Below are 23,849 nucleotides of genomic sequence, written 5' to 3' on the forward strand. Positions count from 1 at the left end.
TACGCCAGGCTTTTGCCTGGTCGTTACGCACGCAAAGAAAGGGCGGCGCCTTGGACGCCGCCCCAAGTCTTACATCTGGAAACCGGTCGTCTGGTAAATCTGCTGCAGCAGTTCCTTGCCGACGCGACCCGCCATTTCTTCGTGCACGGGCTTCAGCGCTTTCACCCATGCTTTCTTTTCGTCGGCGGTCAGCGTGATGAAGGTGATCTTGCCCGACTTCTTCATCTCGGCCATCGCCTCGTCATTCTCGGTCTGGCTGATGTCGTTGGCGTATTTGCTTGCGTCGACCATCGCCTTTTCGAGCTGCGTGCGAATCTCGGGCTTCAAACCATCCCAGAACGGTTTGTTCACGATCACCGCATAGCCGATATAGCCGTGGTCGCTGAGCGTGCCGAACTTCTGCACCTCGTGGACCTTCTGCGTGTAGGTGTTCGACGGCGTGTTTTCGGTGCCGTCGACGACGCCCGTCTGCAGACCTTGATAGACTTCGGAGAAGGCCATCACCTGGGGCAGCGCGCCCAGCGCGCGGAATTGCGCTTCGAGCACTTTCGAGCCCTGGATGCGCATCTTCTGACCCAAGAAGTCGTCGGGCTTTTTGAGCTGCTTGTTCGCAGTCATGATCTTGAAGCCGTTGTCCCAGTAAGCGAGGCCGGTGATGCCTTTCGCTTCGAGACGCTTGAGCAGGTCTTTGCCGACCGGACCGTCGGTGACTTTGCGCAGCGCGGCTTTGTCGGGAAACAGATAGGGCAGATCGAAGACTTCGAATTCTTTGACGCCCAACGGACCGAACTTGGCCAGCGACGGCGCCAGCATCTGCACCGCGCCAAGCTGCAGCGCTTCGAGTTCTTCTTTGTCTTTGTAGAGCTGCGAGTTGGGATAGACCTCAACCTTGACCTTGCCGCCGGTATATTGCTCGGCCAGCTCTTTGAACTTCAGCGCCCCCTTGCCTTTCGGCGTATCCGGCGCGACGACGTGGCTGAACTTGATCGTCACTTCTTGCGCCGCGGCCGGGCCGGTGGCCAAAGCGACCGCCGCAACCGCGGCGGCGAGCCAAACGAGCTTCTTCATGTTTCTCCTCCCAGTGAACGATGCCCGCCGTTTCCCGGCTTGTGGCTTGCTTCGCGCTTACCCTTGCATGCAAGCCGAGGCAAGCGGGAGTCGCAGATGACAGGCGACGCCGATGATTCTTCGCTGCTGGCGCTTTTTTCGGCACGCGACCAGCACTGCCATTGGTGTGGGGTCGAGCTTCGCCTGACGCGCGATGTGCGGGATCCGGCCCGTGCAACGCGCGAGCATTTGGTGCCGCGCCATCTGGGTGGCAGTGACGACGCCGAAAATCTCGCTCTCGCATGTGCGGCATGCAACGGCGCGCGGGCCGACGGCACCGATGCGCCAGATCCGGAACGGCGCGCACTGCTGGTGCGCGGCCTGGCCGGCAAAACCGTCCCGGCCAAACGCCGCGCCAAGCGCCAACGCCGCCGCTCGCGTCACGCGCAGAGCAGCCCTCCACGCGCCCCCTAAGCGAGCGATGAACTACAGGACGTGATCGGGCGTTCCGGGCCGCAGGAGGAACCGCCATGATCCGTTTCGTCGCTGCCGCTGCCCTGCTCACCCTTGTCGCCGCTTGCGGCGGCCCCACACCGCGCCAAGGACCGCTGCCCGCCGATCGCGTCGCGTCGATTTCGATCGATCGTGTCACCGTCGCCTATGCCGGCAGCTCGGGCGCTGCGGCCACGCTCGCCGACCGGCTGCGCGATGAATTGAATGCGCGCGTACGCAAGGGACCGGGCGAGTCCGCGACCTTGACGGTGCAGATCACCGAAGCGCGCGGCATTGCATCGGGCGCCACCGTCGGCACCGGCCGTGTCGCCGGCACCGTGCAGGTGACGTCGAACGCAACCGCGGCGCAGCTCGCCGCCTTCAACGTGCAAGGCACGATTACGGTCGACGCGCCGATGCTGGCCAGCCAGTCGGCGCTGGAATTGGTACAGGCGCGCGCGCTTGCCGATCAGATCGTGGCGTCGCTCTACAACGCACGCTGACCGACGAACGCCAACGACAAGCGCGGCGAACGCTACTTCGCCGCGCTTTCTTTTTGTTCGGCTTGCACGCTGAGCCGCTGATACAGGCCGAGCCCAACGATCATCAGCACGGCCGACAACAGCAGCAAGGTCGGCCAGAGAAGATGGGTCAGGTCGGTCTTCACCGCGTCGAACACCGCCACCAGCGCTTCGAGAAAGACCGCGATCGCGATCGTCGACACGAACTTGGTCAGGCTTTTGCGCGCTTCGACCGGATCGCGCATTTCGCGGTCGCGTAGGATCTCTTCTTCCATCAGATATTTTGAGACGTCGAACACGGCGAGTCCGATCACGACCCAGCCCAGCGCTTCGAGCAGCGACTTGGCGACCTGCTCGCCTGCCAGCAGCGACGATCCGAACGTCCACCAGCCATAGATCAAGGTCGCAATCGCAAAGAGCATCAAGGTCGCCGCGACAGCGAGAAAGACAGCGCGACCGAATCCATCGATCGCGCTGACCACGCCGCTACGGCGTTGCACGGCCATCAGCGTTGAGTCGAACTGCCGCTAGCACCCAACGACGCTTGCAGCTTCTCTGCTTCACCGCGCGCGTCGAACGGACGATTGCTGGCCAATACCTTCTGCAAGGTCGCAGCCGCCTGATCCTTGGCGCCCGTCGCAGCCAGCGCGCTGGCATAGTGGACCTGGATGTCGGCTTCGTCGGGCGCCGCCAGCGCAGCACGGCGCAGATAGGTCAGCGCGTCTTGCGGCTTGTTGGTCTGTAGCAACACCCAACCGAGCGTATCGGCGACCTGCGCCGAACGCGGATCGAGACGGTAAGCAGCCAAGGCAGTCTCGGTCGCGCGCGGATCCTTCTGCGCGCCGTACAGCCAGGCGAGGTTGTTGAGCACCAACGCATTGTTCGGCCGCTGCTTGTTCAGCGCTTCGAACATCTGCGTTGCCGGCGGATAGTCTTTATGCACCAGCAGATACTGGCCATAGGCGAGCTGTGCATCGAGATCGTTCGGCTGCTGCTTGGCCCAATCGGCCAACACCGCACGCGCATCGGCCGGCTTGCCGACCTTCTCCAGCCCCTGCGAAATGCGCATCGCAAGCAAGGTCGATGGCTGCTGCGCCTGCGCTGCGCGCCAACGTTCGATTGCTTTGTCGGGTTGGTTTGCCATCGCCAGCACGTCGCCGGGCAAGGCTTGCGCAGCGGGCCGGCGCGGATCGCTGCGCTGGATCTGATCGGCATATTGCAACGCCGGATCCAGACCGCGTTTCAAGGTGGCGCCGGCGCGGTCGCGCAGGAACAGATCATTCTCGGGCGCCAGCTTGCGCGCCTCGTCCAGCGCCTGTTCGGCACCATTCGTATCGCCGGCCAAGGACAAGGCCAGCGCATAGTCGCGACGCACATTGGCGTCGGTTGGCCGCGCATCGACCGCTTGTTTCAAAGTCGCGATCGCGGCGTCATTGTCCTTCTGGTTCATTTCGAACCGGGCCCGGATGCGCAGCAGGTCGGCGTCGTTGCTGGCGGTGAGTTGCGGTTCGCGCAACACCGCAATGCCGCGTGGCACCTCGCCGTTCAGCGCCAAGGCCTCGGCAAAGCCGATCGCGACCGGCAAATCCTGCTGCGCCGATTTATGCGCTGCTTCCCACAGCGGAATTGCATCGCCCAGCTTGCCGCGGGCGCGATCGAGCTGTGTTACCGCGCGCAAGGCGGCAACATTGGCCGGCTGTTTCGCCAGCAGCGCGCGATAGGTCACCGACGCCTCGTCGATCTTGCCTTGCTGCACCTGCAACTCGGCCTGCTCCAAGCGCGCGGGCGCGAAATCGGGATTGGCATCGGCCAGCGCCCGCGCCTTCGCTTCGGCATCGGCCGGCTTGCCGCGCTCGGCCTGCACCATGATCTGGTACAGCGCCGGCAACGGCGCGTTCGGCGTGCGTTTGGCAAGATCGTCGGCAACGCGCTGCGCGTCGTCCAACTTTCCGCCGCGCAAATAGGTCAGGAACAGAACCTCGGCCGCAGGGCCGCTTTTGTCGGCGTCGAGTTTCAGCGACCGTTCGAGATCGACGATCGCAGAATCTTGTTGCCCGGCCTGCAGCTTCGACAGCGCTACGCGCGTCTGCATCGCCGCATCTTGGGGTGATGCTTTGGACGCGGCGTCGAAGGCGGCCAGCGCCTTGTCCGACTTGCCGACGTTGAGATAGGCGCGGCCCAGCAGGTCCTGCGCCTCGGCATCATCGGGCTTGGCTGCAACCGCACGCTCCAGCGCGTCGATCGCTTTTTGCGGCTCGTGTTTTTTTAACGCAGTGACCGCAACCAGCTTTTGCGCCTGCACGTCGTCGGGGAAGCGTGCGACGTGCTTGGCCAGCGCCGCCTGCGCCTGCTCGGGCTGGTTCAGCGCGTTCTTCACCACCGCCTGCAAATACAGGCCGCGCGGCAATTCATTGAGCGCCGGACCAACCTTCTGTAGCTCGTTGTCGGCTTCGCCCCACGAACCTTTGCGCGCCGCCACGAACGCCATCAGATAGTGCGCGGCCGGCAAGCCAGGTGCAGTCGCAACCGCGGCGTCGAGATCTTCTTTCGCCTTGGCCGGTGCATCGGGCTCGTTCGAGGCCAGCGCGATGCGCGCGCGTTCGACATGTGCAAGCGCATTGCGCTTGTCGAGTTCGATCGCATGATCGAAGGCGGTCTTGGCTTCGGCGACGCGGTTCTGCATCAGCTGCGCCTCGCCGCTCAGCATCCAGCCTTCGCTGGTCGGCTCGATCGCTTGCGCGTCGGCGAATTTCCCCGCCGCATCGGCCGGCTTGTTGCGCACCAGCAAGGTGCGGCCCAGCGCCAGCTTGGTCGCGCGCGCCTTCGGGTTCAGCTGCTCGGCCTCCAGCAGCGCCTTCTCGGCTTCGTCGAAATGTTTCATCGACAACTGCGCTTCGCCGATCGAGGTCAGCGCCACCGCACGACGTTCGGGCGTGCCGCCGGCCGGATCGACTTCGCGCAGCACTTTTTCGGGTTGGTTCTGCAACAGCCAGGCGCGGGTCAGCAGCGGCAGGACTTCGACGTCGTCGGCCTTGCGGTCGCGCGCCGCTTTCAATTCGCGCTCGGCACCGACACCGTCGCCCGACAGAACCAGCAACCGGCCCAGCTTGATGCGCAGCTGCACGTCTTCAGGGTCGGCTTTGACCGCGTTGCGATATTGGATCAGCGCAGCCCGGCCATCACCTTTTTTGAGCGCCTCTTCCGCCTGGGTCGCATATTCCTGCGCCGTATTGTCGGCGGCCCGTGCGCGCAACGGCAGCGTCGTCGCCAAGGCGGTTGCCGCGAGCAGTACGGCGATGAAAATCTTCTTTGTCATGACGAGGCGATCTCCGGTTCCGCACTGGCAGCGTCGGCGAGTTCGGCGCGCTGCGCCGAAGGAACGCTGAGCCCGTGCGCTTCAAGCAGCGAGTACAAGGTTGGACGTGAAATCCGCAGCAGCTTGGCTGCGGTGGACATGTTGCCGTGCGCTTGTGCCAGCGCGCGCAGCACGACTTTCTGTTCGGCGCGCGTACGGGCCGCACGCAGGTCGAGCGACTCGCCCTCGTCCTCACCCGATACGGGATCGAGATCGAGATCGGCCGCGGTGAGTTGCGCGCCTTCGGCCATGATCACTGCACGCTTCACGCGATTTTCCAGCTCGCGCACATTGCCGCGCCATGGCGCTGCCGCGATGCCGGCAATCGCATCGGGCGTGAATCCTTTGATGCGGCGATCGAACTGCTTGACGAACTTCTTCAAGAAGAAACTGGCCAGCAGCACCGCGTCTTCGCCACGCTCGCGCAGCGGCGGGATGGTCACGACCATCTCGTTGAGCCGGTAGAACAGATCTTCGCGGAACAGCCCGTCGGCAATGCGCGAATGTAGATCCTGGTGGGTGGCGCAGACGATGCGTGTATCGACCGCAATCGGCGAACGGCCGCCGACGCGCTCGATGACGCGATTCTGCAGAAAGCGCAGCAGCTTGACCTGCAGCGGATGCGGCAGGTCGCCGATTTCGTCGAGAAACAACGTACCTTTATGCGCCTGTTCGACTTTGCCGATGGTGGTCTTCACCGCACCGGTGAAGGCACCCTTCTCGTGTCCGAACAGCTCGCTTTCCAGCAGGTTCTCGGGGATCGCGCCGCAATTGATCGCAATGAACGGACCTTTGGCGCGTGTGCTGTGCTGGTGCACCGCATTCGCCAACACCTCTTTGCCGGTGCCGCTTTCGCCCAGCAGCAGAACCGATACGTCGGTTTTGGCGACGCGCTCGATCGAGCGGCAGACTTTCAGCATCTCGGGCGACGCGGTGATCAGCCCGTCGATCGCCGAACGCTGATCGCCTTGTTGCAGCCGGCGGTTTTCTTCTTCCAGCGTGTGCAGTTTCAGCGCCCGATCGAGGATCGTCTTCAAGACGTCGATATCGATCGGCTTCTGGTAGAAATCATAGGCCCCCGCCGCGACGGCTTTCAGCGCAAAGTCGCGCGTCTCGTTGCCGGTCGCGATGATGACTTTGGTGCCAGGCTCTTGCGTCAAGATCTGCTGCAGCGCCGCCAGCCCTTCGCTAGCGCCGTCGGGATCGGGCGGCAGACCGAGATCGACGATCGCGATCGCAGGCCGTTCGATCGGCAGCAGTTTCAACGCTTCTTGCCGCGTCGACGTCGCAAGAATGTGCCACGCGTCGCCAAGCGCCCAGCGATATTGCCGGCGCAGCCCGTCATCGTCTTCAAGGATGAGAAGTTTGGGTCGGTCCATTACTGGGAAACTCGAGTTGAGAATGGAAGGGCAGCAGCGACAGCAAGATTTTCGTTCTTCATTCGGGTTTCCCCCACTCTTGGGAGAACAAGTCGCATCGTCGTGCCCACGCCGGGCTCGCTGACGACGACAAGATCGCCACCAGCAGCACGCGCGGTTTCACGCACCTGGTAGGCGCCAATTCCGTGTCCGCCTTTGGTCGAGCGGAACGGACGGAACAGTTCGGTTGCGACAAAGCCGGGTGCCATGCCGCGACCGCGATCGATCACTTCGATCGCGAGCGCCGTTTCGGTTTTCTCAAGACGCACATCGATGCCGATCCCGTCGGGCGACACTTCCAGCGCATTGTCGATCAGATGTTCGAGCGAACGTTCGAACTGCGCCGCGTCGAGCGCGACCGTGGCTCCGCCCGCCTCGTCTTCGACCCGCACCGTTGCACCGGTTTGGGCGCGGCGCGCAGCAACCGCGCGCACGATCGACGCCGGCTCGCATTCGGCCGCGGCTAGGGATCGCGCCTGGCGCAGCTGGGCCAGCGTCTTGTTCATGGATTGCACGGCATGGGCGACGGTTTCGATCACGTCAGCCTGGAACGCCGGATCGTGCCGATAGGTCTCGGCGTTGCGCAGCATCAACGACAATTGGCTGACGACATTCTTGAGGTCGTGCACGACGAAGGCGAATCGCTTGCCATAGGCTTCAAAGCGGCGCGCGTCGGCAAGCTCGACCGAGGTCTGTTCTTCGGCGACATAGCTGGCAGTTTGCAGCGCCAGCACGCGCAGCAGGTCGTAGGTTTCAAAATCGACCTGGCTCGCCGCGCGCGGCTGCGCCAACACGACAAAGCCCAATACTTGTCCGCCATGCGCCAACGCCACCGCGGCCCAGGCGCGTTTCAGGTTGCGCAACACCGGCGGCACGGAATCGAGATCGACCTGGCGTTCGAGATCGAGAATCCACGCACCGTTGCGGAATGCGTCGAGGAATCCAGCTGGCAGCGATCCGCCCGCTGGCGGCATTGGCTCATTCCACGTCGCCACGCAGCGGCAGGTCGAACCGTCACGCAGCCACAACCAACCGCCGGGACTGTCGACCGGATCGGCGACGGCGCGGATGATGCGCGCCTGCAGCGTTCCTTCGACGTCCGACAAGGTGCCGAGATAGCCCAGCCACACTTGCCGCCAGTCGTAGCGATGGCTGAAGAAATTGCGCGCGACGATCGCTTTGAGGCGTGACCGCACGACGCCTGACGTGACTGCGATGGCAACGACGACGACGGCTGCGAACAGCAGCACCGCCTCGAGCATCGGGCCCCATTCGACCTCCAGCGCGCGCACCACGCCGCCAAGCGCGGCCATGCCCAGCAAAAAGCCGCCGCAGATCATCAAGGTGGCGGAATGGAAGACCACGTCGCGGCTGACATGGATGTCGACCTTCCAGCCACGATTACGCGCTGCGCCCAAGGCCAGCAGCGGCACCAACATCATCGCAATCGGCGCACGCGCAACGACCAAGCCCGGCGTCATGCGCCGGAACAGCAGCGTGTCGGCATAGAGCACGATCTCGAACGCGAAGAGGCCGAGCAGCGCCAGCAGCACCGGCTTCAAATTCCAGCGTCCCGCTGCATCGGCGTTGCGATAGAGATTTTCCAGCAACAGCACGCCGGCGACCGCGATCGCGATGCGCAGCACGATTTCACCGAGCGCCGCCCAGGACGGGGTCGGCAGAACCAGCAACGCCAACTCAGCAGCCAGCGCAGCGCCCGACAGCAAGGCGGTGACCAGCAGGAATTGGTGCTTCAACTTCGGCGCTGCTTCGCCCAACGCGCGGACATTCAGCTGGGCGAGAAAACCGCACCAGGCGAGCGGCATCGCGGTTTCCAGCAATGGCACCAGCGACAGGTTGGGCGCCACCGCCCAGCACAACGCCCAGATCACCGTCACGCTGCATGCAGCGATCAGCCAGCGTCCGGTCGCGCTGACTGGCCGCTTCAACAACGCCAATGCGGCGAGCGCCGCATACGCGATCGCGCAGGCGAGATGCAGCAAGAGTGATGCGTCAGCGAGAGCCATGGTCCCGCTGAAACGCCGCGCAACTGGAAAATGCACCGCGTCTGTAAAAAAAGCTTACGCGCGCAAGGGCAATCCCGCGGGATTGCCGCGCCAATTTGAATCGTGAGTCGCTAATCCGGAAGTCCAAAGGACCTCCGGGCGAGACACGTTAGAAAAAAAGGCCGGCACCTTTCGGTGCCGGCCTGAGAAAACCGCTACACGGAGAGGAATACTTACCGCGCGCCCTCTTGGAGCAAGATCACCCGCACGGTCGAGATCAGAATGATCAGGTCGAGAAACAGGCTGCGATTCTTCACGTAGTAAAGATCGTAGGAGAGCTTGTTGCGCGCATCCTCGAGCGACGCACCGTAGGGATAATTGACCTGCGCCCAACCGGTGATGCCCGGCTTCACGCTGTGGCGTTCGCGATAGAACGGGATCGCTTGCGTCAGCTGTTCGACGAAGAACGGACGTTCCGGGCGCGGACCGATGAAGCTCATATCGTCCTTGAGCACGTTCAGCAGCTGCGGCAGCTCGTCGATACGGACTTTGCGAATGAAGGCGCCGACGCGGGTGACGCGGTTGTCATTGGCCCGCGCCCATTGCACGCCCGCCTTCTCGGCATCGACGCGCATCGAACGGAATTTCAGCACGTTGAAGCTACGGCCGTTCAGACCGACGCGCTCTTGGCGATAGAAGATCGGGCCTTCGCTTTCGGCTTTGATCAGCACCGCGGTGATCAGCATCAGCGGCAAGGTCAGGATCAGCATCGCGCTGGCGACGATGATGTCGAAGGCGCGTTTGACCGCCGCCGAAATCGCACCCTGCGTGAAGCCGCTCGAAAAGATCAGCCAGGACGGCTGCAGTGCTTCGAGATCGAGGCGACCCGTCTCGCGCTCGCAGAAGGTCTGGTAGTCGATCACGGCCAGACCGTTCATGCGCGCGGCCAGCAATTCGTCGACCGGAAGACCGCGGCGATCGTCGACCGCAACCACGATCTCGCTCGCCTTCAAGGCTTTCACTTCCTCGACCCAGCTGCCTGCGGCCGCGTCGGTCGGCGCATGTGCGGGTTCGTAATAGCCGACGACTTCGAAATAGTGATTGAGACCCTGGCTCACCCAGCCGCGGATCGAACTGGCTTTGGTGCCTTCGCCCAACACAAAGACGCGGCGCTTGAATGCAGCGGTGCGCAGCGCGTGATTGCAGACGAAGCGCGTGAAGAGAATGACCGCCATCCAAACGGCGGGCGCTTTGATGATCCACCAAGCGCGCGAGTTGTCGCTGGCATAGAGCGCGTCGTGAAAGACCCAGATCGCCGCGAGATTGGCGGGCACGATCAACAGCAGCGCGACCAGCGTCTTGGTCGCCGTGCCGCGATAGTCGCTGATCGTGGTTGAGTCGTAGAGACCCATCGCAAACATCGACAACACGGCGATGCCCGCGAAGATGACCGAGGTCTGGACGAATTCGCCGCGCAGATCGGCAGAGATGAGCGAAGGCTGCACGCCAGCCGAAAGAAGCCAATCGAGGACCAGGGCGATGGCCAAGATCTCTGCCATACCCAGCAGCAGCATCTTCACCGGCATCGAATGGCCAAAGACTTTGAGCATGAGCTTCTCTCTAGTGCGTGCGCTGGAGCCGCCGCCGCGGCCCGAAGTGTTTGTCGAGTGGAGGCTGCCGGTTCGGCCCGCCTCTTATAGTTACCAAAGTATTAAGTCGAAGATATGCAGTAGGTCATTGCGAGCAATCTCCGCCTTCGACTAGGCATGTACATGGTTCTGGCGAGAACTCGCTTGGTCTCTCAACGGTATCTTCACTTCACAACTGTCCAGCGTTACTTCAAGCAGTAAGAAACTGGACAAGTGTCGGAGAAGATTACACCTTCGAGACTTCGTTTTCGTGCGCCGCTCCCTCAACTTCGTGAACGCACGTTTGTTCCGACCCGAAAATCAGCACCGAGATGAACCGCACCGACATCGCCGAGCTGTTGCTGCCGCCTGTCGGCTTGTTGTGGCTGTTGTTGGCCGCCGCATTCGCTGCACACACACGTCGTTCGCGCGCGTTGGTGCTGCTCGTGTTTGTCAGCATGTGGATTCTCGGCACACCAATGATTTCGCGAATAGCGCTGCGTTCGCTCGCTCTTGCTGATGGCGCGAGGCCGTCAATTGCGGCCGGCGCGCTGCTCGTTCTCGGCGGCGAGGTCGCGCGCGACGATCGCGGCTACGAAGCCGGCGCTGCGTCCGAAGCCCGCGTCCGCGAAGCGGCACGCATCGCAAAAAATTTGCGGCTGCCTGTCATTGTCACAGGCGGCATGCTCGATCAGGGCGAACCAGCGGTCGCCGCGTTGATGGCGAAGAGCTTCGCCGAACGCGGCGTCGAGGCGCGCGTCGAAGATCGCGCAAAAGATACCTGTGAAAACCTTCGCTATGGCGCCGCGCTCGCACGCGAGGCTGGGCTCGAAGGTCCGTTGTTGCTCGTCACCCATGCCTGGCACATGCGCCGCGCAATGATCGCCGCGGACATCTTAGGTGTCCCTGCTCTGCCTGCACCGTTGCCGCTGGAAGCGTTGCCGCGCACCACGTTTCGCGCCTTTCTGCCGGCGCCGCGCGGCTGGGGCGAATCCTACTGGGCGCTGCATGAATGGCTGGGCGTGATTCTCTATCGCGCGGGAATGTGCCGATGAGTCTCACTTGGTTCGACTCGCTCGACGCGCTGCCCGACGACACAGCGCCGCTGTTCGCCGGCACCTTGTTCGATCAACGCTTTTGGTACGCGACCGTGATTGCGCACGGACTTGCTGTGAATTGCAGGCCGCGCTTCGCGTTGCTGCGCGACGCGCAAGGCGCGCCGCGCGCGCTGCTGCCGGGACAGATCTGCGATGGCGTGCTGCAAAGCCTCACCAATTGCTATAGCTGCGCCTGGGCGCCGCTGACGGTTGCCGACGATGCGCGGGATGCTGCGCGCGATCTGGCGCAAGCGTTGGGCCCGATCGCTGCGCGCTACGAAGCGCTCGACCCGGCCGACGAACGCGCCGCCGGGTTTCTCGAAGGGCTCGGCAACGGCAGCAGCAGCGCGCTGCGCTTCGAACAATTCGGTCACTGGCACGAAGAAATCGGCGCGCGCGATTTCACCGCCTATATGCAGGGCCGTCCCGGGGCGCTGCGATCGACGGTCGAACGGCGCGGCCGCAAGCTGATGAAACGCGGCGCGCAATTCGACTGGATCCGCGACGGCGACAAGCTGCGCTTTGCGCTCGAAGCCTATGACGCGATCTACGCCACCAGCTGGAAAGAGCCCGAACCCTTTCCGCGCTTTCAGGCCGAATTCGCACGCGCGGCCAGCGAAGTTGGCGTGTTGCGAATGGCGCTGCTGCTGCTCGACGATCAGCCGGTTGCGGCGCAGATCTGGACCGTGCTGGACGACCGCGCCTCGGTTCTCAAACTGGCGCACGACCAGAAATATGACGAGCTGTCGCCGGGCACCGTGCTGACCGCGCTGGCGCTGGAACGGCTGATCGACGACGACCAGGTCGCCGAAATCGATTTCGGCCGCGGCGACGATCCTTACAAGCGGCTTTGGGCGCACAACCGGCGCGGCTTCGTCGGCGTCGAGACGGCTCGCTGGACGCGACCGGCCGAAGCAATGCGCATCGTCCGGCATGCCGCGGGATCGCTGTTACGGAAAGTCCGATCCTGACGCGCGACCTTCTCGGCGGGCGAGCGTTCTGCCCGCAATGCGAATTCTCTACAGCCACCGTGTCCAGTCGAAGGACGGGCAGAGCGTCCATATCGAAGAGCTGACCGGCGCGCTGCGCCGCCAGGGTCACGTGCTCGATATCGTCGGGCCGGCTTTCTACGAGCAGGCCGGTTTTGGCGGTGGCGACAAGTCGCTGGTTTCGAGCTTGAAGGCGCATCTACCGGGCGCTGCGTATGAACTGGCCGAGCTTGGCTACAACGCTGTCTCGATTCCGCCCCTGCTGCGCGCCGGTCGCGCCAACCGGCCCGACGTGATCTACGAGCGCTACAATCTGTTTCACCTTGCCGGCCTGACGGCGCGACGCGTGTTGAAACGTCCATTGCTGCTGGAAGTGAATTCGCCGCTGGCCGAAGAGCGCGCGCGCCACGGCAATCTGAAACTGCAGCGCCTCGCCAAACGCATCGAAGCAGCGACCTGGCGTGGCGCCGATCTGGTTCTGCCGGTCACCAACGTGCTTGCCGATCATGTGCGCGCCGCCGGCGTGCCCGACGAGCGTATTCATGTCGTGCAGAACGGCATCGATCCGCGGCTCTACGCATCGCTGGATCCGCGTCCCTTCCGCGCGAGGCTGCAACTCGGCAGCGGCGAGATCGCCATCGGCTTTGTCGGCTTCGTGCGCCCCTGGCACGGGCTGGATCGCGTGTTGGACCGGATGGCGCGCGATCGCCGCGCCAATCTGCGTTTGATCATTGCCGGCGATGGGCCAGCGATTTCCGATTTGAAGGCGCAGGCGAAAGCGCTCGGCATCGCATCGCGGGTGCAGTTCCTTGGCCTGGTCGAGCGCGCCGACATTCCGGGTCTGCTGGCGTCGTTCGACGTTGCGCTGCAGCCGCACGTCGTCGCCTATGCGTCACCGCTGAAGCTGTTCGAATATATGGCCGCCGCGCGCGCCATCGTTGCGCCCGCCACGCCCAACATTCGCGAAGTGCTGACCGACAAGACCGATGCGCTGCTGGTGCAGCCGGACGATCCCGATGATTTGTGGGGCGCGATCACCGCGCTGGCCGACGACGCGGCGCTGCGCACGCGGCTTGGCGACGGCGCGCGCAATACGCTGCTGACGCGCGACTATACGTGGGACGGCAACGCGCGACGGATCGCGTCGCTGGCGGAGATGCTAGGCGCGCGCCATGCCGCGGGGAAAGATGCGCGCGACTTTGCGGCGAACCGCCGGCAGGTGATCGAGTAGCTGCTGTTCCGGCCCACGCGGGCGGCCGCAGACGAACCACAACAGGCTCTGCACCACCACGTGCACGACCGCACCGCCGCCGCAGATCGCCAAAGTTTGCAGCAGCAACGGCCCGACCGACGTTTCCGGCGGCCAGGCGGCGATCGCGACGCGCACTGCAAACGCCATCGCGCCTGCCGCAACGAAGGTCCGCCACACGACCGACAGCGGTTCGGCCGCGCGCATGCCGACCAACGGCAGCAGCTTGGCGAACCACATCACCGCATTCAGCAGCGCCGTCGCGGCCAGCGCCGCAACCGCCCACAAGACGCCGCCATACACGCCCGCGACGATCACCAGCGCGACGCGCAGCACGATGTTGCCGGCCATGATCCGCACGAACCGCTTCTGCTCGCCGCGCACCAGATAGATGTTGTGCGTAAACTGGCCGATCGCATCGAACAGCGCATACATGGCGCATAGCGCAACGATCGGCGCCGCATCCTCCCATTTCGGCCCCAGCCCCAGCTGCTGCACCAGCTCGCACGCAGCGGCGAGACCGACCGACATCGGAATCACCAGCAGCATCAAAAAGCCGAAGCCCGACAGGATCTGTGCGCGCAAACTCCCCAGATCGTCTTTGACTTTGGCATAGCCGGCATAAAACGGCCGGCGCACCGGCGCCGCGACTTCGGATGCGGGCAAGGACGCGATCTGGTTGGCGACCTGGAACGTACCGACGGCGCTAGCGCCAGCGGTGCGACCGAGCAGCAAGGTCATCAAATAGGAATCGACCATCGTCAGCAGATTGGTGACGAACAGCCACTTCGAGAAATCGAACAGATCGCCGAACGCACCCAGCGACAGGCGCGGCCGAAACGGATGGATCGCGTAAGACAGCGGAATGGTGATGACGCGCGCGGCAAAGGCGCCGATCACCAGCGCCCAATAGTTGCGCAGAATGATCGCAGCCGGGATTACGATCAGAAACGACGCGATCTTGTTGACGAGCTGGTACCAGAAGATGCGATCGAAGCGCAGGTCGCGCTGATATTCGATCAGCCCGACATTCTCGAATCCCGACAGGATCGGCGCCAACGACAAGACGTAGATCATGTTCTCGACCCGCGGCTCGGCCAGGAACTCGGCCATCAACGGCGCCGTCACGATCATAATCGCGGCGATCACAAAGCCGCGCAGCACGACCAGGGTCCAGGCTGTGTCGTAATGCGCGCGCGTCGGCTCGCGCATCTGCACCAGCGCCAGGTTGATCGACACGTCGCTAGCAAGATCCAACATCGCGTAGGCCATTGACGCCAACGCAGCCAGACCGAAATCCTGCGGTGCCAGCAGACGCACCAGCACCAAGGTCGAAATCAGGCCGAGGAAGCGAAAGGCGGTGCGCAGCCCCACCATCCAGGCGGCGCCAACGGCGACTTTTTTGCCAAGCCCCGACCCTTGCAGCTCTTCCGACGCGATCGGAACGGTGCCGGCTTGCGGTGCTTCGCTCACGGTTTGCGCGGCGTGTCGTGAGACCGCAGATCCCACCGGCCCGGCCGCACCGGAAAGCGCAACCCGTCCCGCTTGGATTCGTGATCGGCTGCAATCGATCGCAACGCGATCCACCAGATCGCGAAACTGATCAAGGCCAGAAGCAGTGCTTCGCCAAGTGCAAGCATGATCCTACGCCTGGGCCGCGCGGCTGGCGCTCGCTCGTTGCGCCTTGCGGCGTTCGATCCGCTGTTTCAGACGGCGCAACGCCGCCGCATCAAAGATCGTCAGCACGCCGTTCCATTCGAGCTTGAGCTTCGGCAGCTCAGTTTCGGCAAGGTCGAGAATGTCGGCCGGCAACGCGCGCAGCCCGTCGCGCAGCAAATGCGGATAAAGCATCCGGTTGTGCAGGCGCCGGTTGGCGTAGCGCCGCATACGGTTGCGGTAGCGCTTCCAGCACGACGGCTTCCAGATACTGTACGGCTCGAAGAAGAACCCGGCCTTGTCGGCATAGGTGATGCGATCGAAGTTCTCGGGCCCGGTCGGGTCCATGTCGCGCAGGATCAAGGTGCGCAACAGACCGTCGTCGCCGAACATGTGCCGCGGAATTCGGAAGCTGGTTTCGCGGAAGCGCCGCACCAGGTCGCCGCGCAGCGCGTAGAGGTTTCCGGCAATCGCGTGGGTGTTGATGATCGTATCGCGGAACGCGTCGAGCGTACGGCCGGTATAGGGCAGCGCGGCAAAGGCCTGCGCCGCCGGCGCCTCGTCCATCCGCGCCTTCAATGCGGCCAACGATCCGCGCACAACCTGCATGTCGCCATCCATGAAGAAGACGATTTCGGCGTCTTCCGGGCAGATCTCGTGCACGAACACGTTCCAGGCGTTGTTCTTGTCGCCCAGTTCGAGATGGACCGGATGGATCTGCGGGTGATGGCGCGCATAGCGCTCGACCTCGGCCCAGGTACCGTCGGTGCAGCCATTCACCAGCACGTAGATGGCAAGCTGGTGCTCGCCCACCGGCTCGGTCAGCAGCGTATCAAGGCAGGCGCCGATCAAATCTGCTTCGTTGTGCGCGAAGACTGCGATCGGCCAGGGTGTGCGCGTCACTGGCTATCCGTTGCGGTCAATTTTCCGGTCCGCAACGAACTGCGCCCCGCGCATGAAAGTTCCTGCGACCCAGTAGATTTCTGCACTTCGGACATGTGGTTTGCCGTCACACCGAAGTCACGGTCGCACCCCCTTCCCCTGACTCGCGGAGTTTGAAAAGTGTGCAAAGCGAAAAGGACCTACGGCGAGAACCACAATAAAGACTGCGTATAAGCGCGCTTAACGCTGAAGCTTTCAAAGCTTCACCTCGCCGACGACGAACAACGACGAGGGATTGAGGGATGTCCGTTCTTTGGGTCGGCCAAGCCGAACAATTCAAAAGCCTGTCCGCAGCCGTCAAAGCAGCAGCTGCAGGCGACACGATCAATATTCGCGCGGGCGTCTATCGCGACGACGACGTGCGAATCGACAAGCCGCTGACCATCGTTGGTGTCGGCGGTCTCGCGCATCTCGAAGGAACCAAAAACCTCGCCAACGGCAAAGGCCTGCTGATCGTCAACACGACGGGTCAGGTGACGTTGGAAAATTTGGAATTTTCAGGGGCCAAAGTCAGCGACCACAACGGCGCCGGCATCCGCTGGTCTGCGGGCGATCTGACGATCAAGAGCAGCTACTTCCATGACAATCAGGAAGGCATTCTGTCGCTCGACATTCCGAATGGCCATCTCAAGATCGAAAGTTCCGAATTCGCCAATAACGGCTACGGCGACGGCTATTCGCACGGCATCTACATCAACAAAGTCGCGTCGGTCGAGGTCAACAACTCGTACTTTCACGACACTGTGTCCGGCCATCTGATCAAAAGCCGCGCCGCCCTGACCACCGTCACCAATTCAACCTTGATCGACAGCGATTCCAGCTACGCGATCGACACGCCCAATGGCGGCGTCGTGACCATCATCGGCAACAAGATCCAGCAAGGCGCTGGCACCGACAATCCCGCGATCATTCACTATGGCGGCGAGACGTCGAAGGGCACGTACGACGCCAATACGCTGACGATCGACGGCAATACGATCGTCAATCAGAAGAGCGGCGGCTATGTCCTCGCCGAACAGCTGACGCCGACAGCAACCGATATCAGCGGCAATGTCTTCTACGGCGTCGGCAAGTTCTCGAACGTGGCGAGCGTCGTTGCGCACGACACGGTGAATCTGCCGGCCCTGCCCGACCTGCTGAACGGCGTGCAGGCGATGAACGGAACTGTCGGTGCGCCGGTTGTCTCCGTCGATGCCAATGCAGTCGCGCGTCTCTACGCCGTCGCGCTCGATCGTATGCCCGATGCCGATGGTCTGACCTTCTGGGTCAACCAGGAAAAAGCAGGCATGTCGCATGCGGCCGTGGCACAGGACTTCGTCAACTCGCCCGAGTTTCGCACCAACACGGCCGCGCTCGACAATCATGGTTTTCTGAGCCTGCTCTATGACACTGCCTTTCACCGCGCCCCGGATGCGGTGGGTGAACAAGCGTGGCTGAATTTTCTCGGCGCCGGCCATAGCCGCGGCGAAGTGCTGATCGGCTTTGCCGACAGCGCCGAGATGAAGGCCGCCACCGCGAGCTGGAACTACACCGGCTGATTCTTTCTGCCGCGCGGGTGAAGCGCCCGCGCCGCACGAACCAAAGACGATCGGACGCACGCGGCGGAACGCCGAACCACGTCCGGATTCCCAACAAACAAGGACCTGACGATGCCGAAAACCATGTGGGTCGGCGCGAACGAGACGTACAAGTCGCTGAACGACGCCATCAAAGCGTCGACGGCCGGCGACACGATCAATGTTCGTGCGGGCACTTATTACGAAACCAGCGCTTCGATCGACCACGACCTGACCATCGTCGGCGTCGGCGGCATGGTGAAGTTGGTGAACACGCAATCCCTTGCCAACGGCAAGGCGATGCTGATCAGTCACGGCAATGTGACGTTGAAGAATCTCGACATGTCGGGGGCCAAGGTTGGCGCCGGCAACGGCGCCGCGGTGCGTCTATCGGACGGCAATCTGAAACTGGACAACGTGTTTATCCATGACAATCAGGACGGGATCCTGACCTTGGACAATGCGACGGCGACCTTGACCGTCAATCACAGCGAGTTTGCCCGCAACGGCGTCGGCGATGGCTATAGCCACGGCATCTACGCCAATCACATCGCCAGCGTCACCATCACCGACTCGTATTTCCACGACACCAAAGTCGGTCATCACGTGAAGAGTCGTGCGGCCAATACGACCGTCACCGGCACGATCTTCGATGACGGCAGCGGCGGCACGTCGAGCTACGCGATCGATCTACCCAACGGCGGCAAGGCGACGATCGAAAATAATTGGTTTCATCAAGCGTCGACGAGCCAGAACCCGCTCGTGGTGCATTTCGGTGGCGAAGGCGGTTATTACGCGACCAACAAGCTGCATCTCGATCACGACGTGCTGGTCAACGATCTGTCGGGCGGCACCTTCGCCTATAACGGCATCAGCGGCGCCAGTGCCGAAATCGATCACGTCGCAACCTACGGCACCAAGACGACGGTGTTCGCCGGAACCGGCAGCGCGCACGACAACAGCACGCTCGCGAGCGCGATGGCGAAACCTGCCTGGTCGCTGTGGAGTGTCGGCGCCGACGGATCGACGTCGGGCATCGCCAGCCAGACTGCCGCGCTGATCGCAGCTGTAACCGGCGGCACAGTATCGCTACCGGCCGATCCGGCCCCGCCCACGACGCCGCCGCCGACCACCGTCAGCACCGACTTCACCAAAGCGGCGGTGATCACGCCGACGCAAGACAATCAGGTCATGTCGAACGCCAGCGGCAATGACAGCTTCACGTTCGTCAATCTGTCGGTCGATCACACGACGATCGTGCATTTTTATACCAAGTACGATCATTTCGATCTGCGCGCGTTGGGCCTTGGCACCAATGCGCTGAGCGACGGGCACGTGACATTGCAAGCAGCCGGGACCGACACGATCGTCTTCGTCGATTCCGACGCAGCCGGTGCCGCTGCACCGGTGCAGCTGGTGAAAATCCAAGGCGTCACACCGACCGCATTGGCTGGTGCTGACTGGCATTTCTAACGATGAGATTGGGCGGCAGCTCTTCGGAGCTGCCGTTCACTTCTGCGACGAGAAAGCCGAGCTTTCGATCAAGCGCGCCATATGTTCGGGCGCAACATCTTCGCCCCATGCCTGGCGCATGTCTTTGGCGTGCTTCTCGAGGTCGTTGAGTTTGTTCTGCAGACCGCCGCGCACCATCTGCGCCGCGACTGGCGGAATCAGCAGGCACAGCGCATAGCCCAGCGCCGCACCGCCCCACGCCCACATCCAGGGACGAACCTGTGCGATCAACGAGATCGCACCGGCGACCGAATTCCAACGGCCCCACAATTCGAGCAGCACCGGCGTCGAACCCGCTGCATTCAGCGCCGCGATGCACAGCGTCTGGCTGCGCTTGGGATCACGGTCGAAGAAATAAGACAGGATCGACGGAATCATCGCGAAAGCTGCGGTGATGGTCGTCGGCAGAAAAACCGCGCCCAGCCCCACCAGCATCAACGTCATGATGCTGTTTTCGATCGTCCGGCGGCCTTTCGGCGGGCCGAAATTCGTCTGGGTGGGTTTGAGTGCGGTTGCCATGATTTCGAATCCAGTCCGGCCAAGATCTGCCGGCTGGCGTTAAGAAAGCTCGAACGACGGCGGAATTCAACCGCTTAGAGCTGCGCAATCCGCTCTTCAACGGCCGCAAAACTGGGCTCCAGCTGTCCCAATTCTGCATTTGCAGCGCCGAGATTGCCCTCAAAGAGCGCCATTTCGATCGTTCGTGCGACCTCGCCCAGGTGCCGCGCGCCGATCGTGAGCGATCCACCTGCGACGGCATGTGCGCTTCGGCCTGCCGCGGTCAGGTCCCCCGCTTCGACCGCCTGGAACAGCGCCTTGAGCTGTTCGCGGGTGGTGTTCGCGTAATCCTGCGCAATGCGGCGCGCCTCGTCGGGCTCGAACAGATCGGCATAGGGCGAGAAATCGAAGATCGCGAGATCGTCGACCGCAGCCGCAGCCGCCTCTTCCACCGCCACTGCATGCGGATCGGCGCCGATCCATTTCGTCAGCATCGCGCGCAACCGGCGCGGATCGATCGGCTTGTGCAGAAAATCATCCATGCCGCTGTCGAAACACCGGCGTTGTTCTTCCTGCATCACGCTCGCCGACAGCGCGACGATCGGCATCGGCGGCAGACCCGATCGCGCTTCGCGTGCGCGCACCATGCGCGTCAGCCCGAACCCGTCGAGCACCGGCATATGGCAGTCGGTCAACAGCAGGTCGAATGTCTCGCCCGCTTCGATCAGCTTCAGCGCCTGCGCGCCGTCTTCGGCCAGCACCGCCGTCAGGCCTAGCCGTTCGAGCATCTTGCGCACGACGACGCGGTTCGACGGATGGTCTTCGGCCACCAGCACGCGCGCGCCGACGCGCGGTGCAAGCGCCTCGACCGCTTTCTCGTCGGCTTGCGTCGACAGGCTCGCGGGCGCTTTGCGTCCGGCTGCAAGCGCAACCGCGGCAATCAATTGCGACGGCCGCGTCGGCTTGGCCGCGATCGGGCGATCGCGGTCGGTGCCTTCGGGCTGCATGCCGCGCGGCAACAGCAACACCGATGGACCGTGCCCGCCGTCGCTTGCTGCTTCGAACAACTGAATCGCGCCGTCGTGATTGGCGATCATCGCACCCGCCGCGCGCAACGGCGCCGACAGGCCGGCGCGTAGCACCGGTGCGATCGCGTCGAGCGAAACCGCGACGCCCGCCAGCACTTTGTTCGTGTCGGGCGGCACGACTTCGTTCAAGGGTAGTTCGACCCAGAAGGTCGAACCGATGCCGGGCACGCTGTCGACGCCGATCTTGCCGTCCATCATGTCGACGATGCGGCGGCAAATCGCGAGACCAAGGCCGGTGCCGCCATAGCGCCGCGTCGTACCCGCTTCGGCCTGTTCAAACGGACGGAACAGGCGCGCAATCTGCGCCGCATCCAACCCGATGCCGCTATCGACGATTTCGATGCGCAACGTGTCGCCCACGCGATTCAGCCGCAACGCGACGTGGCCGCGTTCGGTGAATTTGATCGCGTTGCCGACGAGATTGTTGAGCAGCTGGCGCAAGCGCGCCGGATCAATCTTGATCGCCCGCGGCAAAAGCGGGTCAACTTCGACCGCGAGCTCGATCTCTTTCGCCCAGGCGCGCGGCGCCAGCAAATCGGCCACGCCGAATACGATTGGCTCCAATTCGCTGACCACCGAGTCGATCGCCAGCTTGCCCGCTTCGATTTTTGAGAAGTCGAGAATGTCGTCGATGATCGACAACAAAGCGCGCGCCGAGCTGGTGGCCACATCCAGCATTTCGCGCTGCTCGTGGGTGAGCTGCGTGTCTTCGACCAGATCGAGCATGCCCAGAACGCCGTTCATTGGCGTGCGGATTTCGTGGCTCATCGTGGCCAGGAATTCCGCCTTGGTCTTGGCCGCGTCGGATGCCGCGGCGCGCGCTTCTTCCAGTTCGATCGCGTGCGCTTTGAAGACTTGTGCCGCGTCGGCGATGCGACCGATTTCGTCGCGCCGCTTCTGCCCCGGCACTTCGGTTGCGTGATCGCCGGCGGCCAGCTTGTTCAGCACGCTGGTCAGCTGCGACAGTCGGTACGCAACATCGAGACCGGCGATCTTCAATCCGACCGTCGCCAAGATCACCGTTGCAAGCACCAGTGCGAAAGCCAGCAACATCGCATCGTCGCCATGCTTGGTCTGGCGATCGATGAGAAGCGCGGTTTCCTTGCTCGCGACTTCTGATGCGTGGCGCGTCGCGTTGACCGCGAGGCTGGCTTCGTCAAACCACCCTGCGCTGTCGAGATGGTACGGCACCAGCGATTCACTGGCGGCGAGAATTTCGCGGCGGCGCAGATCATACGGCCCGATAAAGGCCGCGCGCTCGAGCGCCAGATAGGCTTTGGTCGTCTCCGGACCAAGCTCCGACGCGATCAGGGCAAGCTTGCTGCGCGCCGATTTGATGACGCCGCGCCATTCCGCCAGACGCTGCAATTCTTCCAGGCGGATGGTGCGCTTTGCCGCGATCGCACCCGCGATCAAGCCGCGCTCGCGGCCGAGATTTTCGCCCAGCTCCCACAACGCGTCTTTGATTTCGAACGCAACGCCGATCGGATGGTCCATGCCCGGCGGCAAGGATCGTTCGATGGCACGACGCAGCGTGTGGGCGCGTTCGATTTCCGACGTCAACGCGTCGAACCATTCGCCGCGCAACGTCGCATCGGTCTGGCGAGCATCGAACCGGCGCGTCAAAAGTTTTACGTTGCGCTCGATCGAGTCAAACGTGCCGACCACCTCGGCGCGATCCTTCAATGGTCCGTCTCTGACGATCAGTTCCAGCTCGTCGAACATTTCAAGCGCGGTGTCGCGGCGCTTGATGTATGCGGGCGGCGCTTCGCCGCCCGGCGACGACAAAGCGAGATTGCCGAGCCCGCGCATCGCGGCAAGTTCGACGTCGAGCGCAAGCTGCAGATCCGAGACCTGGTTGATGTGCCGCGCCAACCGCGCGTCCAAGCTGGAACGCGACGCGTCACTGGCACGCCAAGCAGCGGTGAGGATTAGACCGCCAGCCAGCAAAAGAACGATGCCGACAAGGCGAAGCGCGATCGACCGGGACATACATCTCCCCTGGGGCTTCCCTGCTAACAGGTGCCGATTTCGGGGAAGTTACCGAGCCTCGATTGTAATCCCGTCCTGAATTGCACCCATCTCAAGCAGGTCGCGCAGCTGACCCATCAGCCACGGCGAGACGGTGGTGCCGGCCGACAGCACCTGCGAGCCCGATTTGGCGTTGACCGCGACGGCCAGGACCATGCCTTCGGCGATCTCGCTGATCGAAACCTGCTTGGTCTTGGGGCCGGCCGGCGCCATGGGCGCGATCGGTCGGTTCGGCGGCAACGGAGCCGCAGTGACCGGTGGCGCCCCGCCGCCCAGCGACGACAGCGGTCCGACATCGAAGGTGGGCACCATGATCTTTTCGTAATGCCCCGCCGCCTTGGGCGTCAGCTTGGTGTCGAGCGCGCGGGACAGGCGGCGCTCCAACCCCGGTGCTGATACGGGTTTGACCAGAAACGCGCTGACATCGAGCGACAGCGCAACGCCGACCAGCTCGTGCTCGGCATGGCCGGTCAGCAACAGAAACGGCGTGCCGCGATCGACGTCGTCGACGCCCATCCGTACCTCTCGCAGCAGCTCGAGGCCGTTGCGGCGCGGCATGTCGATGTCGCTGATGACGACGCAAGGCCCGGTCAAGCAGATCAGCGGCCAGGCTTCGATGCCATCGGCCGCCAGCACCACGTTGGTGTGGCCGAGCTTCTTCAGCATGGCCCGCACCATCTCCCGGATGGTCGGATGATCGTCGACGACGACAAATCGCATGGACTTGCCGTAGCTGGCGCGGCTCCCGGCATCAAGCCTGTCCG

At 63.2% G+C, this 23,849-nt stretch carries 19 protein-coding genes; 7 read left to right on the forward strand and 12 right to left on the reverse strand.

The window, feature by feature from the left end:
- Positions 1 to 69: 69 nt before the first annotated feature.
- On the reverse strand, positions 70 to 1,068 hold the full coding sequence (locus TMPK1_RS06435; protein WP_420242131.1) for a TRAP transporter substrate-binding protein: 999 nt from the start codon (positions 1,066 to 1,068) through the stop codon (positions 70 to 72).
- Positions 1,069 to 1,164: 96 nt separating this feature from the next.
- Between TMPK1_RS06435 and TMPK1_RS06440 the strand changes: the two genes are divergently transcribed.
- Both TMPK1_RS06440 and TMPK1_RS06445 read left to right on the forward strand, forming a co-directional pair.
- Positions 1,165 to 1,521, forward strand: coding sequence for an HNH endonuclease (locus tag TMPK1_RS06440; RefSeq protein WP_420242132.1), 357 nt, complete (start codon positions 1,165 to 1,167; stop codon positions 1,519 to 1,521).
- 56 nt (positions 1,522 to 1,577) lie between these two features.
- Positions 1,578 to 2,042 carry a hypothetical protein gene (locus TMPK1_RS06445; RefSeq protein ID WP_420242133.1) on the forward strand — a complete coding sequence of 155 codons (465 nt, stop codon included), beginning with the start codon at positions 1,578 to 1,580 and terminating at the stop codon, positions 2,040 to 2,042.
- A gap of 32 nt (positions 2,043 to 2,074) precedes the next feature.
- Here TMPK1_RS06445 and TMPK1_RS06450 read toward each other — a convergent pair whose 3' ends face one another.
- The 5 genes from TMPK1_RS06450 to TMPK1_RS06470 form a co-directional block, all read right to left on the reverse strand.
- Positions 2,075 to 2,566, reverse strand: coding sequence for a hypothetical protein (locus TMPK1_RS06450; protein WP_420242134.1), 492 nt, complete (start codon positions 2,564 to 2,566; stop codon positions 2,075 to 2,077).
- Positions 2,566 to 5,376, reverse strand: coding sequence for an XrtA/PEP-CTERM system TPR-repeat protein PrsT (prsT, locus tag TMPK1_RS06455; protein WP_420242135.1), 2,811 nt, complete (start codon positions 5,374 to 5,376; stop codon positions 2,566 to 2,568). The genes TMPK1_RS06450 and prsT overlap by 1 nt, the downstream gene beginning before the upstream one ends.
- The gene (prsR, locus tag TMPK1_RS06460; protein ID WP_420242136.1) at positions 5,373 to 6,794 is read right to left on the reverse strand and encodes a PEP-CTERM-box response regulator transcription factor; all 1,422 of its coding nucleotides are present in this window, start codon (positions 6,792 to 6,794) and stop codon (positions 5,373 to 5,375) included. The genes prsT and prsR overlap by 4 nt, the downstream gene beginning before the upstream one ends.
- Positions 6,794 to 8,860 (reverse strand): XrtA/PEP-CTERM system histidine kinase PrsK, encoded by a 2,067-nt coding sequence (gene prsK, locus TMPK1_RS06465; RefSeq protein ID WP_420242137.1) that lies wholly within the window; start codon positions 8,858 to 8,860, stop codon positions 6,794 to 6,796. Before prsK ends, prsR begins: the two co-directional genes overlap by 1 nt.
- A 212-nt stretch (positions 8,861 to 9,072) precedes the next feature.
- Complete coding sequence (locus TMPK1_RS06470; RefSeq protein ID WP_420242138.1) at positions 9,073 to 10,449, reverse strand: TIGR03013 family XrtA/PEP-CTERM system glycosyltransferase; 1,377 nt, start codon at positions 10,447 to 10,449, stop codon at positions 9,073 to 9,075.
- A 350-nt stretch (positions 10,450 to 10,799) separates the two neighbouring features.
- Here TMPK1_RS06470 and TMPK1_RS06475 point away from each other — a divergent pair, with 350 nt between their 5' ends.
- The 3 genes from TMPK1_RS06475 to TMPK1_RS06485 are packed head-to-tail and all read left to right on the forward strand — an operon-like array spanning position 10,800 to position 13,784.
- Complete coding sequence (locus TMPK1_RS06475) at positions 10,800 to 11,522, forward strand: YdcF family protein (protein WP_420242139.1); 723 nt, start codon at positions 10,800 to 10,802, stop codon at positions 11,520 to 11,522.
- Positions 11,519 to 12,535, forward strand: a complete 1,017-nt coding sequence (locus TMPK1_RS06480) for a GNAT family N-acetyltransferase (protein WP_420242140.1) — start codon at positions 11,519 to 11,521, stop codon at positions 12,533 to 12,535. Before TMPK1_RS06475 ends, TMPK1_RS06480 begins: the two co-directional genes overlap by 4 nt.
- Positions 12,536 to 12,572: 37 nt before the next feature.
- Positions 12,573 to 13,784: a glycosyltransferase family 4 protein gene (locus tag TMPK1_RS06485; protein ID WP_420242141.1), complete on the forward strand. Its 1,212-nt coding sequence runs from the start codon at positions 12,573 to 12,575 to the stop codon at positions 13,782 to 13,784.
- Here the strand turns inward: TMPK1_RS06485 and TMPK1_RS06490 are convergent.
- From TMPK1_RS06490 to TMPK1_RS06500, 3 genes are read right to left on the reverse strand one after another with little or no spacing between them, the layout of a single operon-like run.
- Entirely contained in the window at positions 13,713 to 15,275 is a 1,563-nt protein-coding gene (locus TMPK1_RS06490; protein WP_420242142.1) for a lipopolysaccharide biosynthesis protein, read from the reverse strand. The two genes, TMPK1_RS06485 and TMPK1_RS06490, sit on opposite strands and share 72 nt — an antisense overlap.
- A complete protein-coding gene (locus TMPK1_RS06495) occupies positions 15,272 to 15,442 on the reverse strand; it encodes a hypothetical protein (protein ID WP_420242143.1) in 171 nt (56 codons plus the stop codon). Before TMPK1_RS06495 ends, TMPK1_RS06490 begins: the two co-directional genes overlap by 4 nt.
- A gap of 4 nt (positions 15,443 to 15,446) precedes the next feature.
- Positions 15,447 to 16,361, reverse strand: coding sequence for a glycosyltransferase family 2 protein (locus tag TMPK1_RS06500; RefSeq protein WP_420242144.1), 915 nt, complete (start codon positions 16,359 to 16,361; stop codon positions 15,447 to 15,449).
- A gap of 281 nt (positions 16,362 to 16,642) precedes the next feature.
- Between TMPK1_RS06500 and TMPK1_RS06505 the strand changes: the two genes are divergently transcribed.
- Together TMPK1_RS06505 and TMPK1_RS06510 are read left to right on the forward strand one after the other, a co-directional pair.
- Positions 16,643 to 17,938, forward strand: coding sequence for a DUF4214 domain-containing protein (locus TMPK1_RS06505; protein WP_420242145.1), 1,296 nt, complete (start codon positions 16,643 to 16,645; stop codon positions 17,936 to 17,938).
- Positions 17,939 to 18,049: 111 nt separating this feature from the next.
- A complete protein-coding gene (locus TMPK1_RS06510) occupies positions 18,050 to 19,429 on the forward strand; it encodes a right-handed parallel beta-helix repeat-containing protein (protein ID WP_420242146.1) in 1,380 nt (459 codons plus the stop codon).
- A gap of 36 nt (positions 19,430 to 19,465) precedes the next feature.
- Here the strand turns inward: TMPK1_RS06510 and TMPK1_RS06515 are convergent, their stop codons facing one another.
- The 3 genes from TMPK1_RS06515 to TMPK1_RS06525 all read right to left on the reverse strand — a co-directional run bounded on the left by TMPK1_RS06515 (position 19,466) and on the right by TMPK1_RS06525 (position 23,805).
- Positions 19,466 to 19,987: a hypothetical protein gene (locus TMPK1_RS06515; RefSeq protein WP_420242147.1), complete on the reverse strand. Its 522-nt coding sequence runs from the start codon at positions 19,985 to 19,987 to the stop codon at positions 19,466 to 19,468.
- A 74-nt stretch (positions 19,988 to 20,061) separates the two neighbouring features.
- Positions 20,062 to 23,046 (reverse strand): hybrid sensor histidine kinase/response regulator, encoded by a 2,985-nt coding sequence (locus tag TMPK1_RS06520; RefSeq protein WP_420242148.1) that lies wholly within the window; start codon positions 23,044 to 23,046, stop codon positions 20,062 to 20,064.
- Positions 23,047 to 23,094: 48 nt separating this feature from the next.
- Positions 23,095 to 23,805, reverse strand: coding sequence for a response regulator (locus tag TMPK1_RS06525; RefSeq protein ID WP_420242149.1), 711 nt, complete (start codon positions 23,803 to 23,805; stop codon positions 23,095 to 23,097).
- Positions 23,806 to 23,849 lie beyond the last annotated feature (44 nt).

This window comes from Roseiterribacter gracilis, from assembly GCA_018332375.1.
In the GTDB taxonomy this organism is placed as follows: Bacteria; Pseudomonadota; Alphaproteobacteria; order BOG-932; family Roseiterribacteraceae; genus Roseiterribacter; species Roseiterribacter gracilis.